Raw genomic sequence first — 26679 nt, 5'->3', positions numbered from 1 at the left:
GCGGACGAGACGGTCGGCGAGACCACGACCCGCGCCCCGGCCGCCGCCGGCGCCGCACCACCCCCGAACAGCGCGGAACCCGGGCCCCGCGCCGAGGAGCAGGAACCCGGCGAGGCCCGCAAGCCGTCGATGTTCAGCTCCCTGCGCATCCGCAACTACCGGCTGTTCGCCATGGGGCAGGCCGTCTCCAACACCGGTACCTGGATGCAGCGCATCGCCCAGGACTGGCTGGTCCTGAGCCTCACCGGCTCCGCCACCGCCGTCGGCATCACCACGGCGCTCCAGTTCCTGCCGATGCTGCTCTTCGGGCTCTACGGCGGTCTGATCGCCGACCGCTGCGACAAGCGCCGGCTGCTGCTGGCCACGCAGTCCGTCATGGGCCTGACCGGACTGGCCCTCGCCGTCCTCACGCTCAGCGGGCACGTGCACATCGCGCACGTCTACGTACTGGCCTTCGTGCTGGGCCTCGCCACGGTGGTCGACAACCCGGCCCGGCAGACCTTCGTCTCCGAGATGGTCGGGCCCGCCCAGATACGCAACGCGGTCTCCCTCAACTCGGCGAACTTCCAGAGCGCCCGGCTCGTCGGGCCCGCCGTCGCCGGCGTGCTGATCGCCGCCGTCGGAAGCGGCTGGGCCTTCCTCTTCAACGGCCTCTCCTTCATCGCGCCCGTCGCGAGCCTGCTGCTGGTGCGCACCGGGGAGCTGCACCGCACCGAGCGGGTCCCGCGCTGCAAGGGCCAGCTCCGCGAGGGGCTGAGCTACGTGCGCAGCCACCCCGAGCTGATGTGGCCCATCGTGCTGGTCGGCTTCGTGGGCACCTTCGGCTTCAACTTCCCGATCTGGCTCACGGCGTTCACGGACCGCGTGTTCCAGGAGGGCGCCGGCACGTACGGGCTGCTCAACACGCTGATGGCCGTCGGATCGGTGGCGGGGGCGCTGCTGTCCGCGCGCCGCGGTACGTCCCGGATGCGGCTCATGGCCGGGGCCGCGCTGCTGTTCGGCGTGCTGGAGGTGCTGGCCGCCCTGACGCCGTCCTTCTGGCTGTTCGCGGCCCTGATGGCGCCCATCGGCATCATGGGGCTGACGTTCAACGTCACCGCGAACTCCAGCGTGCAGCTCGCCTCGGACCCCGCGATGCGGGGCCGGGTGATGAGCCTCTACATGATGGTCTTCATGGGCGGTACGCCGATCGGCGGGCCGATCATGGGCTGGATCACCGACACCTTCGGGGCGCGCGTCGGCTTCCTGTCGGGCGGTGTCGTCTCCGCCGTCGTCGCGGTGGGAGTCGGGCTCGCCCTGGCGCGCGCCGGCGGCCTGCGGCTCCGTTTCGACATGCGGCGCGGGCACCGGCATCTGAGGTTCGTGCCGCGCGAATCCGGTCCGGAGCCGGACACCGGACCGAAGAGCGCCGCTCCGGCCGGGCCGGGCAGCGAGCGCGAGAGGGTGCCTTCTGCGGCGTAACGGACAGACCGTATGCTCATCGGCATGAGCATGGCGGAATCGCCCGGGGCGTCCCGGACCGAGGAACTCCAAGGGTCCGAGAGCCTTCCCGCCCCCCGTTCGGCGGGTGGCGGGGAGAGCGTCCAGTCGGTACGGCGACGGCTGGAGCGCCTCATCGGCGTCGCGGCCACCGAGGGCAACTCCCTGCGGGCACTGCGCAACGGCGACGAGATCTTCCCGGCGATGCTGGAGGCGATCCGCTCCGCGCGGCACACCGTCGACATGATGACGTTCGTGTACTGGCGGGGCGAGATCGCCCGCGAGTTCGCCCGCGCTCTCGCGGGCCGCGCCCGTGAGGGCGTCCGCGTGCGGCTCCTGCTGGACGGGTTCGGCAGCCGGCTCATCGAGAAGGATCTGCTGGAGGAGATGTCCGCGGCCGGCGTCCAGGTCGTGTGGTTCCGCAAGCCGATGTGGATCTCGCCCGTCAAGCAGAACCACCGCTGCCACCGCAAGGTGCTGGTCGTCGACGAGCGGGTCGCGTTCACCGGCGGCGTGGGCATCGCGGAGGAGTGGTGCGGGAACGCCCGTCACGAGGGCGAGTGGCGGGACACGCACGTGGAGCTGCGCGGCCCGGCCGTGGACGGGATCTGCGCCGCGTTCGCCCAGAACTGGGCCGAGTGCCACAACGAACTCTTCGACGACCACGACCGGTTCGTCGAGCAGGAGGCGGCCGGCGAGTCCGTCGTGCAGGTCGTGCGGGGGTCGGCGAGCTTCGGCTGGCAGGACATGCAGACCCTGCTGCGCGTCGTCCTGGAGTCGGCGCGCAGCCGCGTGCGTCTCACGACGGCCTACTTCGCTCCCGACGCCTACTTCATCGAACTGCTGACGGACACGGCACGGCGCGGAGTCGAGGTCGACATCCTGCTGCCGGGGGCCTACACGGACAAGCGGGTCTGCCAGCTCGCCGGGCAGCGCTACTACGAGGAACTGCTCGCCGCGGGAGTGCGGATCTGGCAGTACCGGCCGACGATGCTGCACGCCAAGATCGTCACCGTGGACGGCGTGGTGTCGCTCGTCGGCTCGACCAACCTCAACCGGCGCTCGCTCGACCACGACGAGGAAGTGATGCTCGCGGTGATGGACGAGTCCTTCACCGCGACGCTGGACGGCCACTTCGACGACGACATGGGCCTGAGCGAGCCGGTCTCCATGCGGCACTGGCGGCGCCGGGCTTTCGCGGAGCGGCTGCGGGAGGCCGCGGTCCGGCCTCTCCGCCGCTTCCTCTGAGGAGTCCGGGCGCCGGGTGTGATGTCCGCGGTGGGCGGCATCCTTGTCGCATGAGACTCTTCGCGGCTCTGCTGCCGCCCGCCGACGTCCTGGACGGGCCCGGTCAACTCGCTGAAGCGGTGGGGCAGTTGCACTCGATGGCGGGATCCGGGCAGCTGCGCTGGACGGACCGGTCCAACTGGCACATCACCCTGGCCTTCTACGGCGAGGTGCCGGACGCCGTCCTGCCCTCCCTCGAGGAGCGGCTGGCACGGGCCGCCGGCCGCGCACGCCCCCTGCGGCTGAGGATCGCCGGAGCGGGACGCTTCGGCGACCGCGCGCTGTGGGCCGGACTCGACGACGGTGAGGACGGCGACGGGAGCGGCACCGTCGCGGCGGCGCGGCCCGGGCGGGCGCGCCCAGGGGTGCGGCCGGTCGAGGCGGTGCGGCGGCTGGCGGCGGCGGCAGCCGCGGCGGGACGCCGGGCCGGGGTGGAGACGGAGGACTCCCGGCGCTTCACGCCGCACCTGACCGTGGCCCGTCCCGTGAAGGGGGCGGTGGATCTGCGTCCGTACGCCGCGGCGCTCGGCGCCTTCCGCGGCAGGTCCTGGACGGCGGACGAACTCGCCCTCGTACGCAGCAACCTGCCCGACAGCGGTGTTCCCGGGGAGCAGCCGCGCTACGAGAAGGTCGCGGCCTGGCCGCTGGGCGGTTGAACCGTCCGGTTACGGTTGGGGGCGTGAATACCAAGACGAGGACGCGCATCGTCAGCGGTGCGCTGGTGCTGCTGCTCATCGTGGTGGCCATCGCGGCCGCCGTGGGCGGCTGAGCGGAGCAGAACGGCAGGGGCCGCGCCCCGCCGCCCCCAGGGCGCGGCGGGGCGCGGCCGTGACGCCGCGCGTACGGCCCGCCTACCAGGCGAAGGCTTCCGGGCTGGGGCCCGGGCCGGGGAAGATCTCGTCGAGGGACGCGAGGAGCTCGTCGCTCAGCTCCAGCTCCACGGCCCGGACCGCGGAGTCGAGCTGTTCCGCGGTGCGGGGGCCGACGATCGGTCCCGTCACGCCGGGCCGGGTGAGCAGCCAGGCGAGCGCGGTCTCACCGGGTTCCAGCCCGTGCTCCGCGAGCAGGTCCTCGTACCGCTGGATCTGCTCCCGCACCTTCGTGTTCGACAGCGCGTCCGCCGACCGTCCCGACGCCGTGCGTCCGGACTCCCCCTGCTCCGCCTTGCGGATGGCGCCGCCCAGCAGGCCGCCGTGCAGCGGCGACCAGGGGATGACCCCCAGGCCGTACGCCTGCGCCGCGGGGACGACCTCCATCTCCGCCCGGCGTTCGGCGAGGTTGTACAGGCACTGCTCGCTGACGAGGCCGTACGTGCCGCGGCGCGCGGCCGTCTCGTTGGCTCGGGCGATGTGCCAGCCGGCGTGGTTGGAGGAGCCCGCGTAGAGGATCTTGCCCTGCTGCACGAGGACGTCGACCGCCTGCCAGATCTCCTCCCACGGCGTCGCCCGGTCGACGTGGTGGAACTGGTAGAGGTCGATGTAGTCGGTCTGGAGGCGCTTCAGGCTGGCGTCCACCGCCCTGCGGATGTTCAGCGCCGAGAGGCGGTCCTGGTTGGGCCAGGGCTCACCGTCGGTGCCCATGTTCCCGTAGACCTTCGTGGCCAGCACGGTCTTCTCGCGGCGGCCGCCGCCCTTGGCGAACCAGGTGCCGAGGATCGACTCCGTGCGGCCCTTGTTCTCGCCCCAGCCGTACACGTTGGCGGTGTCGAAGAAGTTGATGCCCGCACCGTGTGCGGCGTCCATGATCGCGTGGCTGTCGCTCTCGTCGGTCTGCGGGCCGAAGTTCATCGTCCCCAGCACGAGGCGGCTGACCTTGAGTCCTGTCCGTCCAAGCTGCGTGTACTTCATATCCGGACAGCCAAGCTGCTGGAGCGGACTCGAAGCAAGCCCCGGCCCGTCCGCGCCCGGGCGCGACGCCCGCAGGTCCCGCCGGGAGCCGGGCGCCGGTGCCGTCCGGCCGCGGGGCCCCGCGAGGGCGGGGCGGGCCGCGCGCCGATGCTGGAGACTGGGCCCCATGTCTGTGCTTGTGCGCCGCGTCGTCGCGGTCGTCGGGGTCGTCGGGGTCGCTGCCTTTGCCACGTTCGGTTCGCTGACGGGTGCTCACGCCGCCGCTGCGGCCGCGCCCGCGGCCGACGGGGACGGTGTACCGGAGTCCTTCCGTATCGAGAGCCCCCGTATCACCGAGTCCAGCGGGCTCGCCGCGAGCCGCAGGCACAAGGGGGTCTACTGGACGCACAACGACTCGGACGACGGGCCGTACGTCTACGCGGTCGACTCCGCCACCGGGAAGACGGTCGCGACGGTCACCCTCCAGGGCATCGACCCCCGCGACGTGGAGGGCATCTCGATCGGCCCGGACGGCGCCGTGTACGTCGGCGACATCGGCGACAACCTCAACGGCGGCTGGAGCGAGGTGTGGATCTACCGCTTCGACGAGCCGGAGCGGCTGCGGGACGCGACCGTCACCCCGGCCCGCTACACCGTGCGGTACGCCGACGGGCCGCGCGACGCCGAGTCGCTGATGGTGCATCCGAAGACCGGCCGGGTCTACATCGCGAGCAAGAGCCAGAAGCGGGACGGCGGCATCTACGAGGGCCCCGGGCAGCTCTCGACGTCCGGCGTGAACGTCTTCCGCAGGATCGCCCGTACGGAGATCACGGCGACCGACGGCGCCTTCTCACCGGACGGGACGCGCCTCGTGCTGCGCAGCTATCTGGGCGGCGAGATGTTCAGGTGGCGCGACGGGAAGCCGAAGGCGCTCGACCGCCCCGTGAATCCCCCTCTGACCGGCCAGGGCGAGTCGGTCACCTTCACACCGGACGGCCGCACGCTGATGTGCGGGGCGGAGGGCGAGAAGAGCCTCGTCGCCCCGCTGGAGCTGGACGGGGAGCTGCTGCCGGAGACCGTCGAGGCGCGTGAGAAGGGTTCGGACAGTGCGCGCGGGGGCAGCGGCGCCTCCCCCGGCGGGGACGGGCCCGCCGACCGGAACGTGGTCGTCGGGGGGCTCACGGTCGCCGCGGTCGTGGGGCTGTGGGTGGTGCTGCGGCGGCTCTTCCGCCGTCGCGGCTGATCCCGCGTCACGGACCTGCCGCGCCCGGACCTGCCGCGGGCGCCCTGCCGCAGGCGCCGCGCCCCGCATCCGCCGGGCCCGCCGCACACGCGAAAGGCGGGCGGGGACGCGTACGTCCCCGCCCGCCCTCGTGGCGTGCGGCTCCTAAAGGTGCTCGATCACGTAGTCCACGCAGCGCGTCAGCGCCTCCACGTCGGAGGGCTCGACCGCCGGGAACATCGCGACGCGGAGCTGGTTGCGGCCCAGCTTCCGGTAGGGCTCGGTGTCGACGACGCCATTGGCGCGCAGCACCTTCGCGACGGCGGCGGCGTCGACGTCGTCGTTGAAGTCGATCGTGCCGACGACCTGCGAGCGCTGCGCCGGGTCGGTGACGAACGGCGACGCGAACTTGGCTTCCTCGGCCCATCCGTAGAGCGTCCGCGCGGAGGTGGCCGTGCGGCGCACCGCCCAGTCGAGCCCGCCCTGACCGTTGATCCAGTTCAGCTGGTCCGCCAGCAGGAAGAGCGTGGAGAGGGCGGGGGTGTTGTACGTCTGGTTCTTGCGCGAGTTGTCGATCGCCGTCCGCAGATCGAAGAACGCCGGGATGTGACGGCCGGACGAGGCGATCCGCTCGGCCCGTTCCAGGGCGGCGGGCGAGAAGAGGCCGATCCACAGCCCGCCCTCCGACGCGAAGGACTTCTGCGGGGCGAAGTAGTAGACGTCGCTCTCGCTCACGTCGACGGGGAGGCCGCCGGCGCCGGAGGTGGCGTCCACCAGCACGAGTGCGCCGTCGTCGGCGCCCGGCACCCGCTCGATCGGCATGGCGACGCCGGTCGAGGTCTCGTTGTGGGTGAGGGCGTACACGTCGGTGCCCGCCTCGGCGCGGGGCCGCGGGTGCGTGCCGGGCTCCGACTCGACGACCGTCGGATCGCCGAGCCACGGCGCCTGCTTGGCGGCCTTGGCGAACTTGCTGGAGAACTCGCCGAAGGAGAGGTGCTGCGACGTGCGCTCGATCAGGCCGTGCGTCGCGATGTCCCAGAAGGCGGTGGTGCCGCCGTTGCCGAGGACCACCTCGTAGCCGTCGGGGAGCTGGAAGAGCTCCTTGACACCTTCGCGCACGCTGCCGACCAGGTTCTTGACCGGGGCCTGGCGGTGCGAGGTGCCGAGCAGTGACGTACCGGTGGCAGCCAGGGCGGCCAGTGCCTCCGTACGTACCTTGGACGGGCCCGAGCCGAATCGACCGTCGGCGGGCTTGATGTCAGCGGGAATCTGGAGATCAGCCACAGGTGAAGGGTAGTGCGTCGCTTTACACGGCAGGGGGCGAGGTCCACCCGGTGAGACGCCGGGCAGGTCGGACGCGCTGAAGCGGCGTCCGGGGGCGCGCTCCCGTGACGGCGGGCGGGCCCGGACCGGACCTCCCCCGCGAAAGGCATGTTCCCCCGCGGGGGAGGGAGCGGCGACGGCGCTGTGTTCCCAACTACCGCCGCCTTCATCCGGTGCAGCGCTACAGGATGCATCCTGTCGGGTCTCCGTTCACGCGGAGTTCAATCGTGGTTCTGCCAGGCCGGCACGGTCGCGGTGCCGGCCCGGCAGGGCGCGGCGGGGGTCAGTCCCGGTGGTGCGGGACGCCGTGGACGGGCTTCGGGAGGGGCGCCGCGGCCGGGGCGACGACGACACGGCCGTCGGCCGGATGTGTGCGCAGGGCGGCGGCGGGGACGCCGCGCAGCTCGCCCTGGAGCAGCCGGTACAGCCGCTTCGCGCTCCTGCGGTAGAAGCGGCGCTGCGTGAGCCGTCCGAACAGCAGGAACCCGATGCGGATGAGCGGTCTGCGGATGGGTGCCCGCCGCGAGTAGCCGGTGATGACGAAGTCGACGGCGCCGGTGTGCAGATGCTTGACCACCTCGTAGGTCAGCTCGCCCTGTTCGAGGTGGCCCTGGAGCGTCCGGTAGCTCCAGCCCCATACGCGGCGGGCGTGCTCGCCGGAGCCGTGGACGTCGTCCGTGACGCTGGTCACCCGTACGCCCAGGTCGAAGCGGAGCCCGTAGAACCGCCCTTCGAGCAGCATGTCCCGGCCCAGCAGCGGGGTCGTCGCGTCGTAGACGGAACGGAGGATGCGGGGTTCCGCGAACTGGTAGTCCCGGACGAGGCGGCGGGCGGTCTCCCACGAACCGCCGGGGACGGGGTCGCCGGCGGCCTCCGGCGGGAGGGGTTGCACGAGGGTGTCGATGTGCCACCCGCCTTCGGTCCCCGGCCGTGGCGCCGGCCCGGGGTGGTTGACGTCGAGGGAGGCCAGGGCGCGCAGGGCCCGTACGGCCTCCTCGCGGTACAGGCGTCGCTCACGCGGCATGGTGCGCCTCACTGGTCTCCGGCGGCCGCGGGACGGACGTCGCCAGCGGCGTGGACGGGGAGGCCGCGAGGCGTGCCGCCCGGCGGGCCGTCACTCCAGTTCCGCCACCGACTGGCTGATCGTCCACAGGGTGGGGCCCCACAGGCCCACGAAGATGGCCCGGCGCTCCGCGTTGCCGCGTTCGTCCTGGTCGAGACCTGCGGCCCGCATCCACAGCGTGAGGCACAGGGCGACGGAGCCCATGGCCGCGGTCTGGATGTACGAGCTGCGGACTCCGAGACGGTGGATCACCTTCGCGGTCACGTCACCGGCCTCCTTCTCAGCGATCGGCGGGACGGCTCCGATAAGCGGACGAATAGTGCACATGGTGTCATGAAGGGCATGTCCACACCGCATGCAGCACCTCCGCAGGGGCCTTCACCGGGACGCAGGGCGGGAGCCGTGCTGCGCTTCCCGCTGGGCGTGCTGCTCGTCTCGTGGCAGTACCTGTGGCGGGTGACGGCGCTTCACCGCAGCGAGACTCCGGGGGACGCGGACGACCTTCCGCCGCGGCTCGCCGAGCACCTCACCGACGAGTGGAGCAAGCCGCTCTCGGACGGCGTCGGGCCGATGTTCCGCCGGCGGTTCGCCGTGCGGATCGAGGGTGCCGCGATGACTCCCGAGGAGCTGATGGAGGCCGTCGCCGCCAACTTGAACAGGGTGGCGCCGTCGACCGTCGCGGTCTTCCACAAGACGCGGGGGAAGGCGGGTCCGCCGTGCGAGGGGGACGAGTACCGCGTGCAGATGCCGGGTCCCTGGGACGGGCCCGTCCGGGTCCTGCACTGCGACGCGACGTCGTTCCGCCTGGGGACGCTGCGCGGCCATCTGGAGGCGGGGCAGATCCAGTTCAGCGCGCGTACCGCCGAGGACGGGCTGCTCGAGTTCCGGACGGAGGCCTGGTCGAGGGCGGGGGACAGGCTGGCCGACCTGCTCTACAGCAGACTCCGCGTGGCCAAGGAGATGCAGTTCAACATGTGGGTCCACTTCTGCCTGCGGGCCGCGGCCGTCGCGGGCGGGCGCGTCGTGGGAGGCGTCCGCATCGACACCCGCAGCATCCCCGAGGAGCTCTGCCGCCGGGGCACGTCTGACGCGGCGGACGCGGCGGACGCGGCGGGGGCGGCGGGAGGCTGACGGACGCGGCGGGAGGCCGACGGACGCGACCGGAGGCCGACGGGTGGACGCGCGTCCGGCCTTCCTGCGCCGCGCCGCCGGCCCGTCTCCCGGGTCGCTCCGGTCCTCCGTGGTCGTCACCTGTGGGCGTCGTCCCGGGGCGTCGCCCGTCGTTCCGTCACTCCTCGGCGCCGTCCGTGCCGCGCTCCCGGGGCTCCTCCTGTACGCGGGCCGCGACTGCTTCGAGGAGCTGGACGACGTGCTCCTCCGCGGCGGCCTTGCGGACGCCGAGGCCGGTGAGCACGCCGTCGCCGTCCTCGAACTCCAGCAACGCGAGCAGCAGATGCTCCGTGCCGACATAGTTGTGGCCGAGTCGCAGGGCTTCCCGGAAGGTCAGCTCCAGGGCCTTGCGCGCCCCCGCGTCGTAGGGGATCAGGTCGGGCACCTCGTCGGCGGCGGGAGGCAGCGCCGCTGCCGCGGCCTCCCGTACGGACTCCGGCGTCACGCCCTGGGCGGTGATCGCCTTCGCCGCGAGGGCCTCCGGTTCGCTGAGCAGTCCCAGCACGAGGTGCTCGGTGCGGATCTCGTCGTTGCCCGCGGCGTGGGCCTCGTTGTGCGAGGCGGCGACCACGTTCCTCGCCCGCGGGGTGAAGCGGCTGAAGCCCTGGCCGGGGTCGAGGTCCGAGTTCTCGCCCGGGCCCTTCGCCACGAAGCGCTTCTGGGCCGCCTGCCGGGTGACGCCCATGCTCTTGCCGATCTCCGTCCAGGACGCGCCGGATCGCCGCGCCTGATCCACGAAGTGGCCGATCAGGTGGTCGGCGACGTCGCCGAGGTGGTCCGCGGCGATGACGGCGTCGGAGAGCTGGTCGAGGACTTCCGTGTGCACCTTCTTGATGGCCTCGATGAGGTCGTCGAGGCGGACGGTGGGGGTCATGGGGGTCGGGTTCACCATGGTGTCAACGGTAGGTTGACGCCCGCGAGGGTGTCAACCCTTGGTTGACGCTCGACCGGTGTCCTCCACGGGCGGGCGGCTCGACTCGGCGCATCGCCTCCGGGGGAGGGTGCCGTTCGGAGGTGTTCAGCGTGCACGCTTGTCCCATGGCACAGGCACGGGATGCGGCGGGCCGGGACTCCCGGGGACGCATGCGAGGCACGGACAGTCAGGCGGCAGGGCGGCACAGCGACGCGACGGCGCCGCGGGCCGAAGCGGACGAGGTGGAGGCGGCGCTCAGAGCGGCCGTCGGAGGCGAGGTCGAGTTCTCCACCACCTCGCGGGCGCTCGTGACGATGGACGCCTCGAACTACCGGCGCGTGCCGATGGGCGTCGTCGCCCCCCGCGACGCGGACGACGTGGCCGCGGTGCTCGCCGTCTGCCGCGAGCGGAACGTGCCGGTGGTCGCGCGCGGCGCAGGGACGTCGATCGCGGGGCAGGCCACGGGCACGGGCGTCGTCCTGGACTTCACACGCCACATGGACCGCATCGAGCACATCGACCCCGCGGCCCGGACCGCCGTCGTACAGCCCGGAACCATCCTCGACAGGCTCCGCGACGCGGCGGCCCCGCACGGCCTCACCTTCGGCCCCGACCCCTCCACGCACAGCCGGTGCACGCTCGGCGGGATGATCGGCAACAATTCCTGCGGCTCCCACTCGGTGGCCTGGGGCACGACCGCCGACAACGTCCGCGAACTCCACGTCCTCGGGTACGCAGGGGAACGGATGCTCCTGGCCCCCGGTGGCGAGGGCGTCCCGGCCCGGCTGCGGGAGGGCGCACGGGAGCTGGTGCGGCAGGAGATGACGCGGCTGCGGACCGGCTTCCCCGAACTCCCGCGCCGCATCTCGGGTTACGCGCTGGACGAGCTGCTGCCCGAGAAGGGCGAGGACTGGGCCAGGGTGTTCACAGGCAGCGAGGGGACGCTCGGTCTGCTGACCCGCGCGACGGTCGGGCTGGTGCCCGCGCCGGGGGCACGCGTCCTGGCGGTGCTCGGCTACCCCGACGAGAGCGCCGCCGCGGAGGCCGCCGCCGGACTGCTGCCGCACGGGCCGCTGACCGTCGAGGGCATGGCCAACGACCTCGTCTCCGACGCCGCCAGGACGGACCTGCCGCGCGGCGGTGCCTGGCTGTTCGTCGAGGTCGGCGGCGACGACGAGGCGCACGCGCGGTCGAGGGCGGCCGAGCTGTGCCGTGCGGCGGCGGACGGCGTGACGGATCACCGGCTGGTCGTCCCGCCTGCCGCGCAGCGCGCGCTGTGGCGCATCCGCGAGGACGCCTCCGGTACGGCGACGCGGATGCCGGGCGGGCCCGGCGGCGAAGGGGACAGCGAAGCGTGGCCCGGCTGGGAGGACTGCGCCGTGCCGCCCGCCCGGCTCGGGGCGTACCTGCGCGACTTCCGCGCACTGCTGCGGCAGCACGGGCTGCGGGGGCTGCCGTACGGGCACTTCGGCGACGGCTGCATCCACGTGCGCATCGACTTCGACCTGCTCGGCGACGAGGGGATCCGCCGGTTCCGGACGTTCTCCTACGAGCTGGCCGACCTCGTGGTCGAGCACGGCGGCTCGCTCTCCGGCGAGCACGGCGACGGCCAGGCGCGGGCCGAGCTGCTGCCGAAGATGTACGGACCCGAGATGGTGGAGCTCTTCGGGCGGTTCAAGGACCTCTGGGACCCGGCCGGGGGCCTCAACCCGGGCATGCTGGTGCGGCCCGCACGCATCGACGAGAACCTGCGCTTCGCACCGCTGCCGCGCGAGCCGGTCGACGTGGAGTTCGGCTACCCGCACGACGGCGGCGACTTCTCCGCTGCGGTGCGGCGCTGCGTCGGCGTGGCCAAGTGCCGCAACACGGAAGCCGGTTCGGGTGTGATGTGCCCGTCCTTCCGCGCCACGGGCGAGGAGCGGCACTCGACGCGCGGGCGCGCCCGGCTGCTGCACGAGATGCTCGCCGGTGAAGTCGTCACCGGCGGCTGGCAGTCGGAGGAGGTGCACGACGCACTCGACCTGTGCCTGTCGTGCAAGGGATGCCGCAGCGACTGTCCCGTGAACGTCGACATGGCCACCTACAAGGCCGAGTTCATGCACCACCACTACCAGGGCAGGCGGCGCCCGATGGCGCACCACTCGATGGGCCGGCTCCCGCAGTGGCTGCGGCTCGCGGCGGCGAGCAGGACGGCGCCGCTGCTCAACGCCGCCGCCCGCGTACGGCCGCTGGCGGCGATCGCGAAGCGGCTGGGCGGTATCGCGCCGGAGCGGGACATCCCGCCGCTCGCGGCGGAGCCCTTCACGCGGTGGTGGCGCAGGCAGCGCGGCAAGGACGCGGGGCGCGGAGGGCCGCGGGGCGATGGCGGCAAGGCCGGGAAGACGCTGGTGCTGTGGCCGGACACGTTCACCAACTACCTTTCGCCGGAAGCCGGTTCGGCGGCCGTGCGGGTCCTGGAGGACGCCGGTCTGCGGATCACCGTGCCGCCGAAGCAGGTGTGCTGCGGGCTGACGTACGTCTCGACAGGGCAGCTCGATCTGGCCCGCGCCGTCATGCGCCGCACGCTCGACCACATCGAGCCCGCACTGGACGCGGGCCTCCCCGTGACCGTTCTGGAGCCGCCGTGCGCGGCCGCGCTGCGCACGGACGTCCCGGAGCTGCTGAGCGACGACCCGCGTGCGCGGCGGCTCGCCGCGGCCGTCCGGACGTTCGCCGAGACGCTCCAGGAGTACGCCCCGGACTGGGAGCCGCCGCGGATCGACCGTCCTGTCGCAGGCCAGACGCACTGCCACCAGCACGCCGTGATCGGCGACGAAGCGGACCGGAGGCTGCGTGAACGGGCCGGTCTGACCGGGGAGTTGAGCAAGGGCTGCTGCGGCCTCGCGGGCAACTTCGGCTTCGAGAAGGGGCATTACGAGGTGTCCGTCGCCTGCGCGGAGGACCAGCTGCTGCCCGCCGTGCGGGAGGCGGGCAGCGGCGCCGAGCTGCTGGCCGACGGCTACTCCTGCCGCACGCAGCTGGAACAGCTCGAAGGACGGTCCAGCCGCCATCTCGCGGAAGTCCTCGCGGAGGGGCTGGAGCGGCGGGGAGCCGCCAACGGTGAGGAAAGCGACGCGTGATGACCGGGTTTCAGCCGGAGTAGCGCTCTTGCGGCCGGCAGGAAGGCCGGGTCCGGACGGTGCGCGGCCCTGGGGGTGCGGCGCGGCGAAGCCGCGTCACTTCCAGGGCCGCGCCCACAGAGGGGGCAGGCGGTGGGCGTCGCGTGCCCACTTCTTGCGGGCTTCCTCCCACTTCTGCTCGGCCTTGAGCCGCTCGGGTGCCGACTGCTGGGTCTGGACCAGTTCCTCGATCTCGCGGCGGCCCGCCTGCCTCGTCCTGTCCTCGTCCGCCTCGATCTTGTCGATGCGGGCGGTCAGTTCGGCGTCCCTGGTCTTCTGCGAGCGGGCGAACTCCGCGTCTGCCAGGGCCTGTCTGCGGATCCTGATCCCGAAGGCATTGACGTCCCGCTCCTCGTATTGGCGACGCGGATAGACGGCGGAACGCTCGTCGCCGTCGGACGTCCTCACGTTGATGTAGCAGTTCTCCTTCGGGGACAGCTCGGTTGTGACGGTGATGCGGGCCAGCCGCAACGGGTCGCCGTCGGGGGCGGGGGTCGCGTCGGGAGCCACGCGGAGAAACTGCAGATGGTGCTCGTGCAGGCGCAGCTCCCCGAAGTCATCGGTCAGCGCGGGTCCCAGCGGCGGCCGACGGAGCTTCTCGCGCTCCTCCTTCAGCGACCGGACGAGATCTCTGCTCCTGCTGCTCGATTCAGTGAGGCGTCGTTCCACCGCCCCCACCGCCCGCTGTTCCCTGTGCTGCACCGACCGCCGTAGCTGGCGGGCCTGCCGCAGGTCGTTGCGCGCGCCGCGATACCGGGCGGCGTAGATGTACTCCCGCTTGTCCCAGCTCGCCGGATGGAGGCGCAGGTGCCGTCCGGCGGCGAGCAGGCCGCCGGCGAGGGCCAGCAGGAGTAAGTCCACGATGTCCAACGTCCGTCCCTCCCTCGGTACTTCACCAGCAGTGTTCCACCGGCCGGTACCCGTCCGCGTGTACTGCCGGACGACCGCTGTGTGTCGTATGCCGCACCGGTTGCGGAACGTGTGATGCGCGGCGTGCAGCGGGAGTTGTGGGGCTTCCGTGGCGTCCGGCCGCCGGGGTTCGGGCCGCGGCCGGCAGTGCGTTCTGCTCCGTCCCGTCCCGGCGTCGCGTCCGGAATCTTTCCAAGCATGCTTGCTTGTTTTTGTCTTCGCTGTCACGCTCGTGGTCCGAACGAGCGAGGAGCGGGGCGGGCGATGACGGAAGCCGCGGGCAGCGCGGACGGTCCCGGCGCGGATGCCGGTGGAACCGCCGCCGATACGGCTGCGGCCGTGTCGGCGGACCTCCGCGACGAAGGCGAGGCGCTGGACGGCCTCGTGGCGGAGATCGGGGCCGAGTCCTGGACCCTGCCGACGCCCGCCCCGCGCTGGACGGTCGCGCACCAGATCGCCCATCTGGCCTGGACCGACCAGCAGTCGCTGACGGCGCTCACCGACGAGGCCGCCTTCGGGCGCGCCGCCCAGGCCGCCCTCGCCGAGCCCGGGCGGTTCGTCGACGAGGGCGCGGAGCGCGGTGCCGCGCTGCCCCCGGCTGAGCTGCTTCAGCGGTGGCGGACCGGACGCGCCGAACTGCTGCGGGCGCTCGGGCAGGTTCCGCGTGGCGCTCGTATCCCCTGGTACGGGCCGTCGATGAGCGCAGCCGGGATGGCCACCGCGCGGATCATGGAGACCTGGGCGCACGGCGAGGACGTCGCCGACGCGCTCGGCGTGCGGCGCGAGCCGACGCGGCGGCTGCGCCACGTCGTGCGGATCGGCGTGCGGGCACGGGACTTCGCCTACGCCGTGCGCGGGCTCCAGCCGCCGGAGGAGGAGTTCCGCGTCGAACTGCGGGGCGTCGACGGTGAGTTGTGGACGCACGGGCCCGCCGATGCCGGGCAGCGGGTGACCGGCGACGCGGTCGGCTTCTGCAGGCTCGTGACGCAGCGGATCCACCTCTCGGACGCCGGAGTGCACGCGCAGGGCCCGGACGCCTCCCGCTGGCTGGAGATCGCGCAGGCGTTCGCGGGGCCGCCCGGTGAGGGCCGGCCGGCGAGGAGCGGCGCGTGAACGGGCGGGACGTGAACAGGCGGGACGTGCTGCGCGTCGGGAACTGCTCGGGCTTCTACGGCGACCGGTTCCAGGCCATGGAGGAGATGCTCACCGGCGGCGAGCTGGACGTCCTCACCGGCGACTACCTCGCCGAGCTGACGATGCTCATCCTCGGCAAGGACCGCATGAAGGACCCCGGGCGCGGCTACGCCAGGACGTTCCTGCGGCAGCTGGAGGGCTCGCTGGCCCTCGCCCGTGAGCGGAACGTACGCATCGTCGTCAACGCGGGCGGCCTGAACCCGGCCGGACTGGCCGACGCGGTGAGGGAGTTGAGCGAACAGGTGGGGGTTCCCGCCGAGGTGGCGCACGTCGAGGGCGACGACGTGCTGGCGCGGGGCTCGTGGGGCGAGGGGGTGCTGACCGCCAACGCCTACCTCGGGGGCGGGGGGATCAGCGCGTGCCTGCGCGCCGGTGCCGACATCGTGGTCACCGGCCGCGTCACGGACGCGGCGCTGGTGAGCGGCGCCGCCGCCGCGCACTTCGGCTGGTCCGACGGGGCCGACGGGTCCGTCGCGGACAGGGACGCGCTGGCGGGCGCCGTCGTGGCGGGGCACGTGCTGGAGTGCGGGACGCAGGCGACGGGCGGCAACTACGCCTTCTTCGCGCAGGAGGGCATCGACGTGCGCCATCCCGGCTTCCCCGTCGCGGAGATCGAGGCCGACGGCACGTCCGTCATCACCAAGCACCCCGGTACCGGCGGCGCCGTGACCGTGGGCACGGTGACGGCGCAGCTGCTGTACGAGACGGCCGGCGCCCGCTACGCGGGTCCGGACGTCACCGCCCGCCTCGACACGGTGCGCCTGCGCGACGCGGGCAGGGACCGGGTGCGGATCGAGGGCGTGCGGGGGGAGGCGCCGCCGCCCGAGCTGAAGGTGGGGCTGACCCGCATGGGCGGCTGGCGCAACGAGGTGGCCTTCGTGCTGACGGGGCTCGACATCGAGGCCAAGGCGGCGCTCGTACAGGCGCAGATGGAGGACGCGCTGGAGCGCGCAGGCAGCCGTCCCGCACAGGTGACGTGGACCCTCGCGCGAACGGACCGCGAGGACCCCGCGGTTCAGGAGGAGGCGAGCGCGACGCTGCGGCTGGCGGTTCGCGACCCCTCCGCGGACGCGGTGGGGCGCGCCGTCAGCGGCGCCGCGATCGAGCTGGCGCTGGCGAGCTTCCCCGGCTTCCACGTGACGGCGCCGCCCGGAAAGGGCGCGCCGTACGGAGTGTTCGAGGCCGCCTACGAGGAGGCCCGGCGCGTACCGCACGTCGCGGTGCTGCCCGACGGGAGCCGCGAGGACGTCCCCCCACCCCGCACGGCGCAGGAGCTCCGGCCGGTCGCCGAACCGGAGTTGCCCGAGCCGCTGCCCCGGGGGCCGGTGCGCAGGGTGCCGCTGGGGACGGTCGTGGGAGCGCGCAGCGGGGACAAGGGCGGCAGCGCCAACGTGGGCGTGTGGGTGCGCAGCGAGCCGGCGTGGCGCTGGCTGGCGCACGAGATGACCGTCGACGCGTTGCGTGAACTGCTGCCGGAGACGGCCGGGTTGGCGGTTACGCGGCACGTCTTCCCCAACCTGTGGGCGGTCAACTTCGTCGTCGAGGGGCTGCTCGGTCAGGGAGTCGCCTCCCAGGCGCGGTTCGATCCGCAGGCCAAGGCGCTCGGGGAGTGGCTGCGTGCACGGCACGTGGACGTGCCGGAGGAGATCTGCGAGGGGGTGGTGGGCCCGTGACCGTGCTGGGCTCGGCGCTGGACGTGCGGGGCGACGACTACGCCGCCGCAAGGGAGACGATGCTGGAGCGGCTGGGCGAACTCGACGCCGAACTGCTCAAGTCGGTGGCGGGCGGCGGTGAGAAGTACGTCCGACGGCACCGCGGACGCGGCAAGTTGCTCGCCCGCGAGCGGATCGAGCTGCTGCTCGACCCGGACACCCCGTTCCTGGAGCTCTCACCGCTGGCCGGCTGGGGCAGCGATTACGCGGTGGGCGCGTCGCTGGTGACCGGCATCGGCGTGGTCCAGGGCGTGGAGTGCCTGATCACGGCGAACGATCCGACGGTACGGGGCGGTGCGAGCAATCCCTGGACGCTGAAGAAGGCGCTGCGGGCCAACGAGATCGCCTACGCGAACCGGCTGCCCGTCATCAGCCTCGTGGAGTCCGGCGGCGCCGATCTGCCCAGCCAGAAGGAGATCTTCATCCCGGGAGGCGCGCTCTTCCGCGACCTCACGAGGCTGTCCGAGGCCGGAATCCCCACCGTGGCCGTGGTGTTCGGCAACTCGACTGCGGGAGGCGCGTACGTCCCCGGCATGTCCGACCACGTGATCATGGTGAAGGAGCAGTCGAAGGTCTTCCTCGGCGGACCGCCGCTGGTGAAGATGGCGACCGGCGAGGAGGCCGGCGACGAGGAGCTGGGCGGCGCGGACATGCACACCCGCGTCTCCGGGCTCGGCGACTACTTCGCGCTGGACGAGCCCGACGCGCTGCGCCAGGCGCGGAGCGTCGTCTCACGGCTCAACTGGCGCAAGGCGCACGGCAGTCCGGCCGTCGCGACGGCGGCACCGCCCGAGTACGACGAGGAAGAGCTGCTCGGAGTCGTCCCCGGCGACCTGCGTACGCCGTTCGACCCGCGCGAGGTCGTGGCCCGCGTCGTGGACGGCTCCGACTTCGACGAGTTCAAGCCGCGCTACGGCACGAGCCTCGTCACGGGCTGGGCGCGGCTGCACGGCTACCCGCTGGGCATCCTCGCCAACGCGCGCGGCGTGCTCTTCAGCGAGGAGTCCCAGAAGGCCACCCAGTTCATCCAGCTCGCCAACCAGCGCGACATCCCGCTGCTGTTCCTGCACAACACCACCGGCTACATGGTGGGCAAGGAGTACGAGCAGGGCGGCATCATCAAGCACGGCTCCATGATGATCAACGCGGTGTCCAACTCGAAGGTGCCGCACCTGTCGGTGCTGATGGGCGCCAGCTACGGCGCGGGCCACTACGGCATGTGCGGCCGGGCCTACGACCCGCGGTTCCTGTTCGCGTGGCCGAGCGCCAAGTCGGCCGTCATGGGCCCGCAGCAGCTCGCCGGCGTGATGTCGATCGTCATGCGGGAGTCCGCGGCGGCGAAGGGCAAGCCGTTCGACGAGGAGGCCGACGCGGGCCTGCGGGCGATGGTGGAGCAGCAGATCGAGGCCGAGTCGCTGCCGATGTTCCTCTCGGGGCGGCTCTACGACGACGGGGTGATCGACCCGCGCGACACCCGCACCGTGCTGGGCATGTGCCTGTCCGCCATCCACACCGCACCGGTCGAGGGCGCGCGCGGCGGCTTCGGCGTCTTCCGGATGTGAGGGGCTGTGACGGGCCGATGAGCGGCGGAGTGGAGCAGAGAATGATCACATCGGTGCTGGTCGCGAACCGGGGAGAGATCGCCCGGCGCGTCTTCCGCACATGCGCCGAACTGGGCGTCGCCACCGTCGCCGTCCACTCGGACGCCGACGCGCACGCCCCGCACGTACGCGAGGCCGACGCGGCGGTCCGGCTGCCCGGTGACTCACCCGCCGAGACGTATCTGCGCGGCGACCTCGTCATCGAGGCGGCGCTGGCCGCCGGCGCCGGCGCCGTGCATCCGGGCTACGGATTCCTCTCCGAGAACGCCGGCTTCGCGCGGGCGGTCCGGGACGCCGGACTGGTGTGGATCGGCCCCGACGCCTCCGCCATCGAGGCCATGGCCTCCAAGACCCGCGCCAAGCAGCTCATGGGCGAGGCCGGCGTACCGCTGCTGGCGCCCGTACGGCCCGAGGAGGCCACAGAGGCCGACCTGCCGCTGCTGGTGAAGGCCGCGGCGGGCGGCGGCGGACGCGGCATGCGCGTCGTGCGCGAACTCGCCGCGCTCGACGGGGAGATCGAGGCCGCGCGTGCGGAGGCCGCGGCGGCGTTCGGCGACGGCGAGGTCTTCGTCGAGCCGTACGTGGAGCGCGGCCGCCACGTCGAGGTGCAGATCCTGGCGGACGGGCACGGGACCGTGTGGGCGCTGGGCACCCGCGACTGCTCGCTGCAGCGGAGGCACCAGAAAGTCGTCGAGGAGGCGCCCGCGCCCGCGTTGAGCGCGGAACTGCGCGCCGAGCTGCACGAGGCGGCCGTCCGTGCGGCGCGGGCCGTGGACTACCGGGGCGCCGGTACGGTCGAGTTCCTGGTCGCGTCCGGCGGGCCGGGCGGGCCGGGCGGGCCGGGCTCCGCGGGCGTGGGCCCCGGGCACCGCGCGTACTTCCTGGAGATGAACACCCGCCTCCAGGTGGAGCATCCCGTCACCGAGTGCGTCTACGGAGTGGACCTCGTGGCCCTCCAGATCCGTGTCGCGGAAGGCGGGGCACTCGACCCCGGAGGGCCGCCCGCGCCACGGGGCCACGCCGTGGAGGCCAGGCTGTACGCGGAGGACCCGGCACGCGGCTGGCAGCCGCAGACCGGAACCCTGCACCGCCTGGAGGTGCCCGGTGTGCGCCTCGACAGCGGCGTCGCGGACGGCGACGAGATCGGGGTGCACTACGACCCGATGCTGGCGAAGGCCGTCGCCTTCGCGCCGACGCGGCAGGAGGCCGTCCGCAGGCTGGCGCACGCGCTGGAGCGCGCCCGCGTGCACGGCCCGGCCACGAACCGCGAACTCCTCGTACGGTCGCTGCGCCACCCGGACTTCGCGGACGCGGGCAGCGGCGGGAACGGCGCGGACGGACCGGCCTTGGGGCTCGACACCGGGTTCTACGACAGGCACCTGGAGGAGCTGACCCGGCCGGGCGACGCCACGGCACGCCGGCTCGCCGCCCTGGCGGCCGCGCTGGCAGACGCCGCTCGCAACCGGGCCGCCGGCACGACCGTCACGGCGCGGCTCGGCGGCTGGCGCAACGTGCCCTCGCAGCCGCAGGTCAAGACGTACAGGTCGGAGCCCTCGCAGGAGGAGATCGAGGTCCGCTACCGGCTCACCCGCGACGGCCTGCACGTCGAGGACGGCCCTGCCCCGGACGGCGAAGCGTCCGCGTCGGACGCAGGCCCGGGGCTCCTCTCCGGCGCGCGGCTGCGCCTCCTGGAAGCCCAGCCGGAGCGCGTCCGTCTCGAAGTCGACGGCGTGCGGCGGGAGTTCGCCGTCGCGCGGTACGGCCGGCACGGCGAGCACGTCCACGTCGACGCCCCGCCGCCGCTCGGCTCCCACGCCTTCACCGCACTGCCCCGCCTGCGTGAGCCGGAGACGCGCAACGAGCCGGGTTCGCTGCTCGCGCCGATGCCGGGGACCGTCGTACGCGTCGTCCCGGGCCTGTCCGTCGGCGACGCCGTGAAGGCGGGGGAGCCGCTGCTGTGGCTGGAGGCGATGAAGATGGAGCACAAGGTCGTCGCCCCCGCTTCCGGGACCCTCACCGCGCTGCACGCCGAGCCGGGGCGCCAGGTGGACGTCGGCGCCCTGCTCGCCGTCGTCACCGAGGACGGCGGGGCCGGGGCGGGGGACGCCGCGCGGACCGAACCGCCCACGCCGTCCGGATCGTCCACGCAGCCCGAACCGTCCGCCCAGAGTGACCAGTCCGCTCAGAAGGAGACGTCATGATCTCAGTGAACGCGGCCCTGCTGGAGTCCGAGGAGCAGCGTGACCTGCGAGCGGCCGTGGCCGCGCTCGGCAAGCGCTACGGGCGCGAGTACTTCGCGGACGTCGTGCGGGACGGCAAGCACACCGACGAGCTGTGGGCCGAGGCTGCCTCGCTGGGCTACCTCGGCGTCAACCTCCCCGAGGAGTACGGCGGCGGAGGCAGCGGCATAACCGAGCTGGCCATCGTCCTGGAGGAGCTGGGCGCGGCGGGATGCCCGTTGCTGATGCTCGTCGTCTCGCCCGCGATCTGCGGAACCGTCATCGCGCGCTTCGGCACCGAGGAGCAGAAGCGGAGCTGGCTCCCCGGACTCGCCGACGGCAGCCGCAAGATGGCCTTCGGCATCACCGAGCCGGACGCCGGGTCCAACTCGCACCGCATCACCACCACCGCCCGCCGCGACGGAGGGGACTGGGTGCTGACGGGCCGCAAGGTCTTCGTCTCCGGCGTGGACATCGCCGACGCGACGCTCATCGTCGGCCGCACCGAGGACGAGCGCACCGGCAAGCTCAAGCCGTGCCTGTTCATCGTCCCCCGGGACGCGGAGGGCTTCACGCGCAACCCCATCGAGATGGAACTGGCCGCGCCCGAGAAGCAGTTCGAGCTCGTCCTGGACGACGTCCGGCTGCCTGCCGACGCCCTGGTCGGTGGGGGCCCCTCCCACGCCGGAGGCCGTGGAGGAGAGGACTCCGGGCTGCTGCAGCTCTTCGCGGGGCTCAACCCCGAGCGCATCATGACGGCGGCGTTCGGCATCGGCATGGGCCGCTACGCCCTGGAGCGGGCCCTGGACTACGCCCGCACGCGGCAGGTGTGGAAAGAGCCGATAGGCGCCCACCAGGCCATCGCACACCCGCTCGCCCAGGCCCACATCGAACTGGAGCTGGCCCGCCTGATGACGTCCAAGGCGGCGGCCCTGTACGACGCCGGCGACGACATGGGCGCGGGCGAGGCGGCGAACATGGCCAAGTACGCGGCGGGCGAGGCGTGCGTGAAGGCCGTCGACCAGGCGGTGCACACCCTCGGCGGCAACGGCCTCACCCGGGAGTACGGAATCGCCTCCATGATCACCGCGGCGCGGGTCGCCCGCATCGCACCGGTCAGCCGGGAGATGATCCTCAACTTCGTCTCGCACCAGAGCCTCGGGCTGCCCAAGTCGTACTGACCGTGCGGCGGCCTGTGCCTCCCGGGTACTGCCGGAAACGGGCCGATGGCAGCAGACTGTGAGGTCACTTCTGGCCATTTTGTCCGGCCAGGCCGGCCTGCCGTGCCGCTCCCGACCGCCGCTCCCGGAGGACCGCATGCACTTCCGCAGTGAGTACCCCGACGTCCCCGTCGTCGACGAGCCCATCCACGACGCCGTGCTGGGCGGGAGCGCCGCAGCACACGCCACCCGCACCGCGCTCGTGGACGGGGTCGGCGGCGACTCGCTGACGTACGGGGAACTCGACGGCCTCAGCCGCCGGATCGCCGCCGCGCTGGCGGAGGCCGGCGTGCGCAAGGGCGACGTGGTCGCCCTGCACAGCCCCAACACCATCCTCTTCCCGGCGGCCTTCTACGGCGCGACGCGTGCCGGGGCGGCCGTCAGCACCGTCCATCCCCTCGCGACGGCGAAGGAGCTGGCGCGCCAGCTGAGCGACTCCTCCGCGCGCTGGATCGTCACCGTCTCGGCGCTGCTGGAGACGGCGCGGCAGGCCGCGGAGTGGGCCGGCGGGATCGAGGAGATCTTCGTCTGCGACCGGGCGGAAGGCCACCGCAGCGTGCTGGACATGCGCGACAGCACGGCGGCCGAGCCGCACGTGGAGTTCGACCCGGCCGAAGACCTGGCCGCGCTGCCGTACTCCTCCGGCACCACGTCGATGCCCAAGGGCGTGATGCTGACCCACCGCAACATCGCCACCAACCTCGCGCAGCTCCATCCGCTGATGCCGAGCGGTCCCGAGGACACGCTGCTGGCCGTGCTCCCCTTCTTCCACATCTACGGCCTCACCGCCCTGATGAACGCGCCGCTGCGCAACGGTGCCTCGGTCGTGGTCCTGCCGCGTTTCGAGCTGGGCCAGTTCCTGTCCGCGATCGAGACGCACCGGGTGAACGCCCTCTACGTCGCGCCGCCGATCGTCCTCGCCCTCGCCAAGCACCCGGACGTCGACAAGTACGACCTGTCCTCGCTCGAATACGTCGTCAGCGCCGCCGCCCCGCTCGACGCGGACCTGGCGGCCGCCTGCGCGCGGCGTCTGGGGCTGCCGGAGGTGAAGCAGGCGTACGGGATGACCGAGCTCTCCCCGGGCACGCACCTGGTGCCCCGGCACTCGGCCGCGGCCCCGCCCGGAACGGTCGGCAAGCTGCTGCCGAGCACCGAGATGCGCGTCGTCGCCCTGGACGACCCCGGCCGCGACCTCGGCGCGGGCGAGACCGGCGAACTCCTCTTCCGCGGCCCGCAGGTGATGAAGGGCTACCTGGGGCGGACGGGTGAGACCGCCGCCATGATCGACGGCGAGGGGTGGCTGCGCACGGGCGACGTCGGACGCGTCGACGACGAGGGCTGGCTGTACGTCGTCGACCGCGTCAAGGAGCTCATCAAGTACAAGGGCTACCAGGTCGCCCCGGCCGAACTCGAAGCCGTTCTCCTGGCCCACCCGGCGATCGCCGACGCGGCCGTCATCGGGGTCGAGGACGGGGAGGGCAACGAGGTCCCGAAGGCTTTCGTCGTCCGGCAGCCCGGGGACGAGGGCGCACAGCTGACGGCGGAGAGCGTGCTGGCGTACGTGGCGCGGCAGGTCTCCCCGTACAAGAAGGTGCGGCAGCTGGAGTTCATCCCGAGCGTGCCGCGCGCGGTCAGCGGAAAGATCCTGCGGCGCGAGCTGCGTGCCGCGGAGAACGGCGGGGCATGAGCCGCCCGCCGGAGGGCGCCGGCCGGTCCGGCCGCGACACGAGCGAGAGGACGAGCGGGAAGTGACGACGACAGCCGCCGAACAGGACGCGTCCAGGGGCCCGTTGGTGCGCAGCGCGCACGCGAAGGGCATCACGACGCTCACCCTCGACTCCCCGGGCAACCGCAACGCGCTGTCCGCGGGACTCGTGAGCGAGCTGTACGCGGGACTGGAGAAGGCAGCCGCGGACGGGGGGACGCGCGCGATCGTCCTCACCCACACCGGCAACACCTTCTGCGCGGGCGCCGACCTGCGCGAGGGCGGCCAGAGCCCGGGGGACCTCGCGGCCGTGCTGCGGACGATCGTCGAGCTGCCGAAACCGGTCGTCGCCCGCGTGGACGGCCACGTGCGGGCGGGCGGCACCGGGCTCCTGGGCGCGTGCGACATCTCCGTCGCCGGGCCCGCGTCCACCTTCGCGTTCACGGAGGCGCGGATAGGCGTCGCCCCGGCGGTCATCTCGATGCCGCTGCTGCCCCGGCTCGACGCCCGGGCCGCCTCCCGCTACTACCTCACAGGGGAGCGGTTCGACGCGGCCGAAGCGGCCCGGATCGGCCTCGTCACGCTCGCGGCCACCGGCGACGAGGACGTCGACGCCCTGCTCGCCCCCGTCCTCGACGGGCTGCGGCGCGGCTCCCCGCAGGGGCTCGCGGAGTCGAAGCGGCTGGTCACCGCAGAGGTGCTGCGGACCTTCGACAGGGACACCGATAACCTCGCCGCACTGTCCGCGCGGCTGTTCGCATCCGAGGAGGCCCGCGAGGGCATGACCGCATTCCTCGAACGACGGGAGCCCTCATGGGTGCCGTGAACGCCCGCGGCGCCGCCCCCAAACAGGACCGCAGCCGTGCGACCCGGCAGCGGCTGCTGGAGTCGGCGGTCACCTGCCTGGCCGAACTCGGCTGGTCGGGCAGCACGGTGACGGTCGTGGCCGAGCACGCCGGGGTCTCGCGGGGCGCGGCGCAGCACCACTTCCCCACTCGCGAGGACCTGTTCACGGCGGCCGTCGAGTACGTCGCGGAGGAGCGGTCCCGGGCGCTGCGGACGCTGCCGACGCCACCCGACACCCCGGCGGCCGTGCGGCAGATCGTCGCCCTCTTCACCGGCCCGCTCTTCCGCGCCGCGCTCCAGCTGTGGGTCGCCGCGTCGAACGAGCCCCAACTGGGCCCGCGGGTCACCGCCCTGGAGACCCGGATCGGGCGGGAGACCCACCGCATGGCGGTCGAACTGCTGGGTGCCGACGAGTCGGCCCCGGGCGTACGCGAGACAGTCCAGGGGCTGCTCGACATGGCGCGCGGGCTCGGCCTCGCCAACCTCCTGCGGGACGACAGCGCACGACGTGAACGCGTCGTCGCGCAGTGGGCGCGGATCGTGCGGGACGTGCTGGGGCGGTAGGCACCGACGGCGTTCTGCACCCGCACGACCCGGCCCTGCCGCGCCGCCTCGACACAGCAGTCCTGGCGTTCGCCGCCGCAGGATTCCTTGAACCGACCGTGGGGAGTTGAATCCGGAATGACCACCAGGGACGAGACGGAATACGTCGCGGCCGTCGACCTCATCGGCGCACTGATAGCCGCCTGCACCGCCCGCATCGACGAGGCGGAGGAAGCCGGCGGAGACGCGGAGGAATGGCGGCAGGCCCGCACAGCGCTTGTCCGTGAGCGCAGCGACCTCCGCCCTCAGGACCGGGAGCGGGTGGCGCACATCAGGCAGCACTACCCGGCCCGGCTGAGGCACGTTCGGGAAGCCGGCCGGTGATGCGGCCGGCAGGCCGTCAGTCGCATCCCAACGGCCCGCGGGATGACCGCCGACGAGCGCGGTTCCCGCGACGCGGCCCAGTGAGGAGGGAACCGGTGTGAACGCCCCCGAACAGGCAGCCCGTGACGAGGAGTTCACCGGCCACGTCACGCGGCGGCTCGCGGCGCTGCCCCGCGTCGAGGCCGTCGCGCTCGGAGGTTCGCGTGCCACCGGGACCCACTCGCCCGGCAGCGACTGGGACTTCGCCGTCTACTACCGGGGCGCGTTCTCACCGGAGCATGTGCGCGCCCTCGGCTGGCCGGGGGAGGTCTCCGAGATCGGGGGCTGGGGGGGCGGGGTGTTCAACGGCGGCGCCTGGCTGGAGGTGCGCGGCCGGCGGGTCGACGTCCACTACCGCGACCTGGACGAGGTGGGACGCGTCCTCGCCGAGGCGGAGCGGGGACGCTTCGAAGTCGAGCGGCTGCTCTTCCACTTGGCGGGCGTCCCCACGTACGTCCTCCTCGCCGAGCTGGCCGTCAACCGCGTCCTCCACGGCGAGCTGCCGCGTCCCGGATACCCCGACGCGCTGCGGCGGTCGGCGCCGCGGCGCTGGTGGGCCGAGGCGCGGCACACCCTCGGCTACGCCCGCGGCGCCTACGCGGAGCGGGGGATGCTCACCGAGACCGCGGGCGCCGTCGCGACGGCGGCCTGCCAGGCGGCGCACGGGGTGCTGGCCGCGCGCGGCGAGTGGGTCACCAACGAGAAGACGCTGCTCCCACGTGCGGGCCTCCGCGAAGTCGACGGACTCCTCGGCGGGTTGACCGCCGAGGCCCGGCAGCTGACGTCCGCCGTCGACGCCGCGTCGGCGCTGCTGGAGCGCGTGGCCCCCTGAGGGAGCGCCGGCCGGACGGACCGGCGCCCTCCAG

General features: G+C 73.1%; 22 protein-coding genes. 16 read left to right on the top strand and 6 right to left on the bottom strand.

Going from position 1 to position 26679, the window contains the following annotated elements:
• The first annotated feature begins 129 nt into the window (after positions 1 to 129).
• Genes H181DRAFT_RS27260 through H181DRAFT_RS27250 form a run of 3 tightly spaced genes read left to right on the top strand, consistent with a single transcriptional unit; the run spans position 130 to position 3422 of the window.
• Positions 130 to 1461 (top strand): MFS transporter, encoded by a 1332-nt coding sequence (locus H181DRAFT_RS27260; RefSeq protein ID WP_045867139.1) that lies wholly within the window; start codon positions 130 to 132, stop codon positions 1459 to 1461.
• A 24-nt stretch (positions 1462 to 1485) separates the two neighbouring features.
• Positions 1486 to 2727: a phospholipase D-like domain-containing protein gene (locus tag H181DRAFT_RS27255; RefSeq protein ID WP_045867138.1), complete on the top strand. Its 1242-nt coding sequence runs from the start codon at positions 1486 to 1488 to the stop codon at positions 2725 to 2727.
• Between the two features lie 50 nt (positions 2728 to 2777).
• A complete protein-coding gene (locus H181DRAFT_RS27250; protein ID WP_045867111.1) occupies positions 2778 to 3422 on the top strand; it encodes a 2'-5' RNA ligase family protein in 645 nt (214 codons plus the stop codon).
• A gap of 195 nt (positions 3423 to 3617) precedes the next feature.
• Here H181DRAFT_RS27250 and H181DRAFT_RS27245 read toward each other — a convergent pair whose 3' ends face one another.
• The gene (locus tag H181DRAFT_RS27245; protein ID WP_045867110.1) at positions 3618 to 4613 is read right to left on the bottom strand and encodes an aldo/keto reductase; all 996 of its coding nucleotides are present in this window, start codon (positions 4611 to 4613) and stop codon (positions 3618 to 3620) included.
• 166 nt (positions 4614 to 4779) lie between these two features.
• Between H181DRAFT_RS27245 and H181DRAFT_RS27240 the strand changes: the two genes are divergently transcribed.
• Complete coding sequence (locus tag H181DRAFT_RS27240; protein ID WP_254666986.1) at positions 4780 to 5835, top strand: esterase-like activity of phytase family protein; 1056 nt, start codon at positions 4780 to 4782, stop codon at positions 5833 to 5835.
• A 144-nt stretch (positions 5836 to 5979) separates the two neighbouring features.
• On the opposite strand, the gene serC is transcribed toward H181DRAFT_RS27240, so the two are convergent.
• The 3 genes from serC to H181DRAFT_RS27225 all read right to left on the bottom strand — a co-directional run bounded on the left by serC (position 5980) and on the right by H181DRAFT_RS27225 (position 8464).
• Positions 5980 to 7098, bottom strand: a complete 1119-nt coding sequence (gene serC / locus H181DRAFT_RS27235) for a phosphoserine transaminase (protein WP_045867109.1) — start codon at positions 7096 to 7098, stop codon at positions 5980 to 5982.
• Between the two features lie 322 nt (positions 7099 to 7420).
• Positions 7421 to 8161 (bottom strand): DUF1990 family protein, encoded by a 741-nt coding sequence (locus tag H181DRAFT_RS27230; RefSeq protein WP_052708777.1) that lies wholly within the window; start codon positions 8159 to 8161, stop codon positions 7421 to 7423.
• Positions 8162 to 8251: 90 nt separating this feature from the next.
• On the bottom strand, positions 8252 to 8464 hold the full coding sequence (locus H181DRAFT_RS27225; RefSeq protein WP_045867108.1) for a hypothetical protein: 213 nt from the start codon (positions 8462 to 8464) through the stop codon (positions 8252 to 8254).
• 78 nt (positions 8465 to 8542) lie between these two features.
• Here H181DRAFT_RS27225 and H181DRAFT_RS27220 point away from each other — a divergent pair, with 78 nt between their 5' ends.
• On the top strand, positions 8543 to 9331 hold the full coding sequence (locus tag H181DRAFT_RS27220) for a DUF1990 family protein (RefSeq protein WP_045867135.1): 789 nt from the start codon (positions 8543 to 8545) through the stop codon (positions 9329 to 9331).
• 157 nt (positions 9332 to 9488) lie between these two features.
• On the opposite strand, the gene H181DRAFT_RS27215 is transcribed toward H181DRAFT_RS27220, so the two are convergent.
• Positions 9489 to 10262 carry a Clp protease N-terminal domain-containing protein gene (locus H181DRAFT_RS27215; RefSeq protein ID WP_074468068.1) on the bottom strand — a complete coding sequence of 258 codons (774 nt, stop codon included), beginning with the start codon at positions 10260 to 10262 and terminating at the stop codon, positions 9489 to 9491.
• Between the two features lie 191 nt (positions 10263 to 10453).
• On the opposite strand from H181DRAFT_RS27215, the gene H181DRAFT_RS27210 reads away from it, so the two are divergent.
• The gene (locus H181DRAFT_RS27210) at positions 10454 to 13402 is read left to right on the top strand and encodes an FAD-binding and (Fe-S)-binding domain-containing protein (protein ID WP_045867106.1); all 2949 of its coding nucleotides are present in this window, start codon (positions 10454 to 10456) and stop codon (positions 13400 to 13402) included.
• A 96-nt stretch (positions 13403 to 13498) separates the two neighbouring features.
• On the opposite strand, the gene H181DRAFT_RS27205 is transcribed toward H181DRAFT_RS27210, so the two are convergent.
• Positions 13499 to 14302, bottom strand: a complete 804-nt coding sequence (locus H181DRAFT_RS27205; RefSeq protein WP_139131766.1) for a hypothetical protein — start codon at positions 14300 to 14302, stop codon at positions 13499 to 13501.
• A 312-nt stretch (positions 14303 to 14614) separates the two neighbouring features.
• Here H181DRAFT_RS27205 and H181DRAFT_RS27200 point away from each other — a divergent pair, with 312 nt between their 5' ends.
• The 10 genes from H181DRAFT_RS27200 (at position 14615) to H181DRAFT_RS27155 (ending at position 26645) form a co-directional block, all read left to right on the top strand.
• The gene (locus tag H181DRAFT_RS27200) at positions 14615 to 15463 is read left to right on the top strand and encodes a TIGR03084 family metal-binding protein (RefSeq protein WP_078896010.1); all 849 of its coding nucleotides are present in this window, start codon (positions 14615 to 14617) and stop codon (positions 15461 to 15463) included.
• Positions 15460 to 17217 carry an acyclic terpene utilization AtuA family protein gene (locus H181DRAFT_RS27195; RefSeq protein ID WP_302622663.1) on the top strand — a complete coding sequence of 586 codons (1758 nt, stop codon included), beginning with the start codon at positions 15460 to 15462 and terminating at the stop codon, positions 17215 to 17217. Before H181DRAFT_RS27200 ends, H181DRAFT_RS27195 begins: the two co-directional genes overlap by 4 nt.
• A complete protein-coding gene (locus H181DRAFT_RS27190) occupies positions 17214 to 18818 on the top strand; it encodes an acyl-CoA carboxylase subunit beta (RefSeq protein WP_045867104.1) in 1605 nt (534 codons plus the stop codon). Before H181DRAFT_RS27195 ends, H181DRAFT_RS27190 begins: the two co-directional genes overlap by 4 nt.
• 41 nt (positions 18819 to 18859) lie before the next feature.
• Complete coding sequence (locus H181DRAFT_RS27185) at positions 18860 to 21058, top strand: ATP-binding protein (RefSeq protein ID WP_045867103.1); 2199 nt, start codon at positions 18860 to 18862, stop codon at positions 21056 to 21058.
• Positions 21055 to 22257: an acyl-CoA dehydrogenase family protein gene (locus tag H181DRAFT_RS27180; protein WP_175439837.1), complete on the top strand. Its 1203-nt coding sequence runs from the start codon at positions 21055 to 21057 to the stop codon at positions 22255 to 22257. Before H181DRAFT_RS27185 ends, H181DRAFT_RS27180 begins: the two co-directional genes overlap by 4 nt.
• A 136-nt stretch (positions 22258 to 22393) precedes the next feature.
• Complete coding sequence (locus tag H181DRAFT_RS27175; RefSeq protein ID WP_045867102.1) at positions 22394 to 23983, top strand: 4-coumarate--CoA ligase family protein; 1590 nt, start codon at positions 22394 to 22396, stop codon at positions 23981 to 23983.
• Positions 23984 to 24044: 61 nt separating this feature from the next.
• On the top strand, positions 24045 to 24827 hold the full coding sequence (locus H181DRAFT_RS27170; RefSeq protein WP_045867101.1) for an enoyl-CoA hydratase family protein: 783 nt from the start codon (positions 24045 to 24047) through the stop codon (positions 24825 to 24827).
• Complete coding sequence (locus H181DRAFT_RS27165) at positions 24815 to 25411, top strand: TetR/AcrR family transcriptional regulator (protein WP_045867100.1); 597 nt, start codon at positions 24815 to 24817, stop codon at positions 25409 to 25411. The genes H181DRAFT_RS27170 and H181DRAFT_RS27165 overlap by 13 nt, the downstream gene beginning before the upstream one ends.
• A gap of 117 nt (positions 25412 to 25528) precedes the next feature.
• Positions 25529 to 25774, top strand: a complete 246-nt coding sequence (locus H181DRAFT_RS27160; RefSeq protein WP_045867099.1) for a hypothetical protein — start codon at positions 25529 to 25531, stop codon at positions 25772 to 25774.
• Positions 25775 to 25871: 97 nt separating this feature from the next.
• Positions 25872 to 26645: a nucleotidyltransferase domain-containing protein gene (locus tag H181DRAFT_RS27155; RefSeq protein ID WP_045867098.1), complete on the top strand. Its 774-nt coding sequence runs from the start codon at positions 25872 to 25874 to the stop codon at positions 26643 to 26645.
• Positions 26646 to 26679: the final 34 nt, after the last annotated feature.

Source organism: Streptomyces sp. WMMB 714 (assembly GCF_900090125.1).
GTDB lineage: Bacteria > Actinomycetota > Actinomycetes > Streptomycetales > Streptomycetaceae > Streptomyces > Streptomyces daqingensis.
The sequence above is the reverse complement of the archived record's forward strand: the minus strand, read 5'-3'. Positions and strand labels throughout refer to the sequence as shown.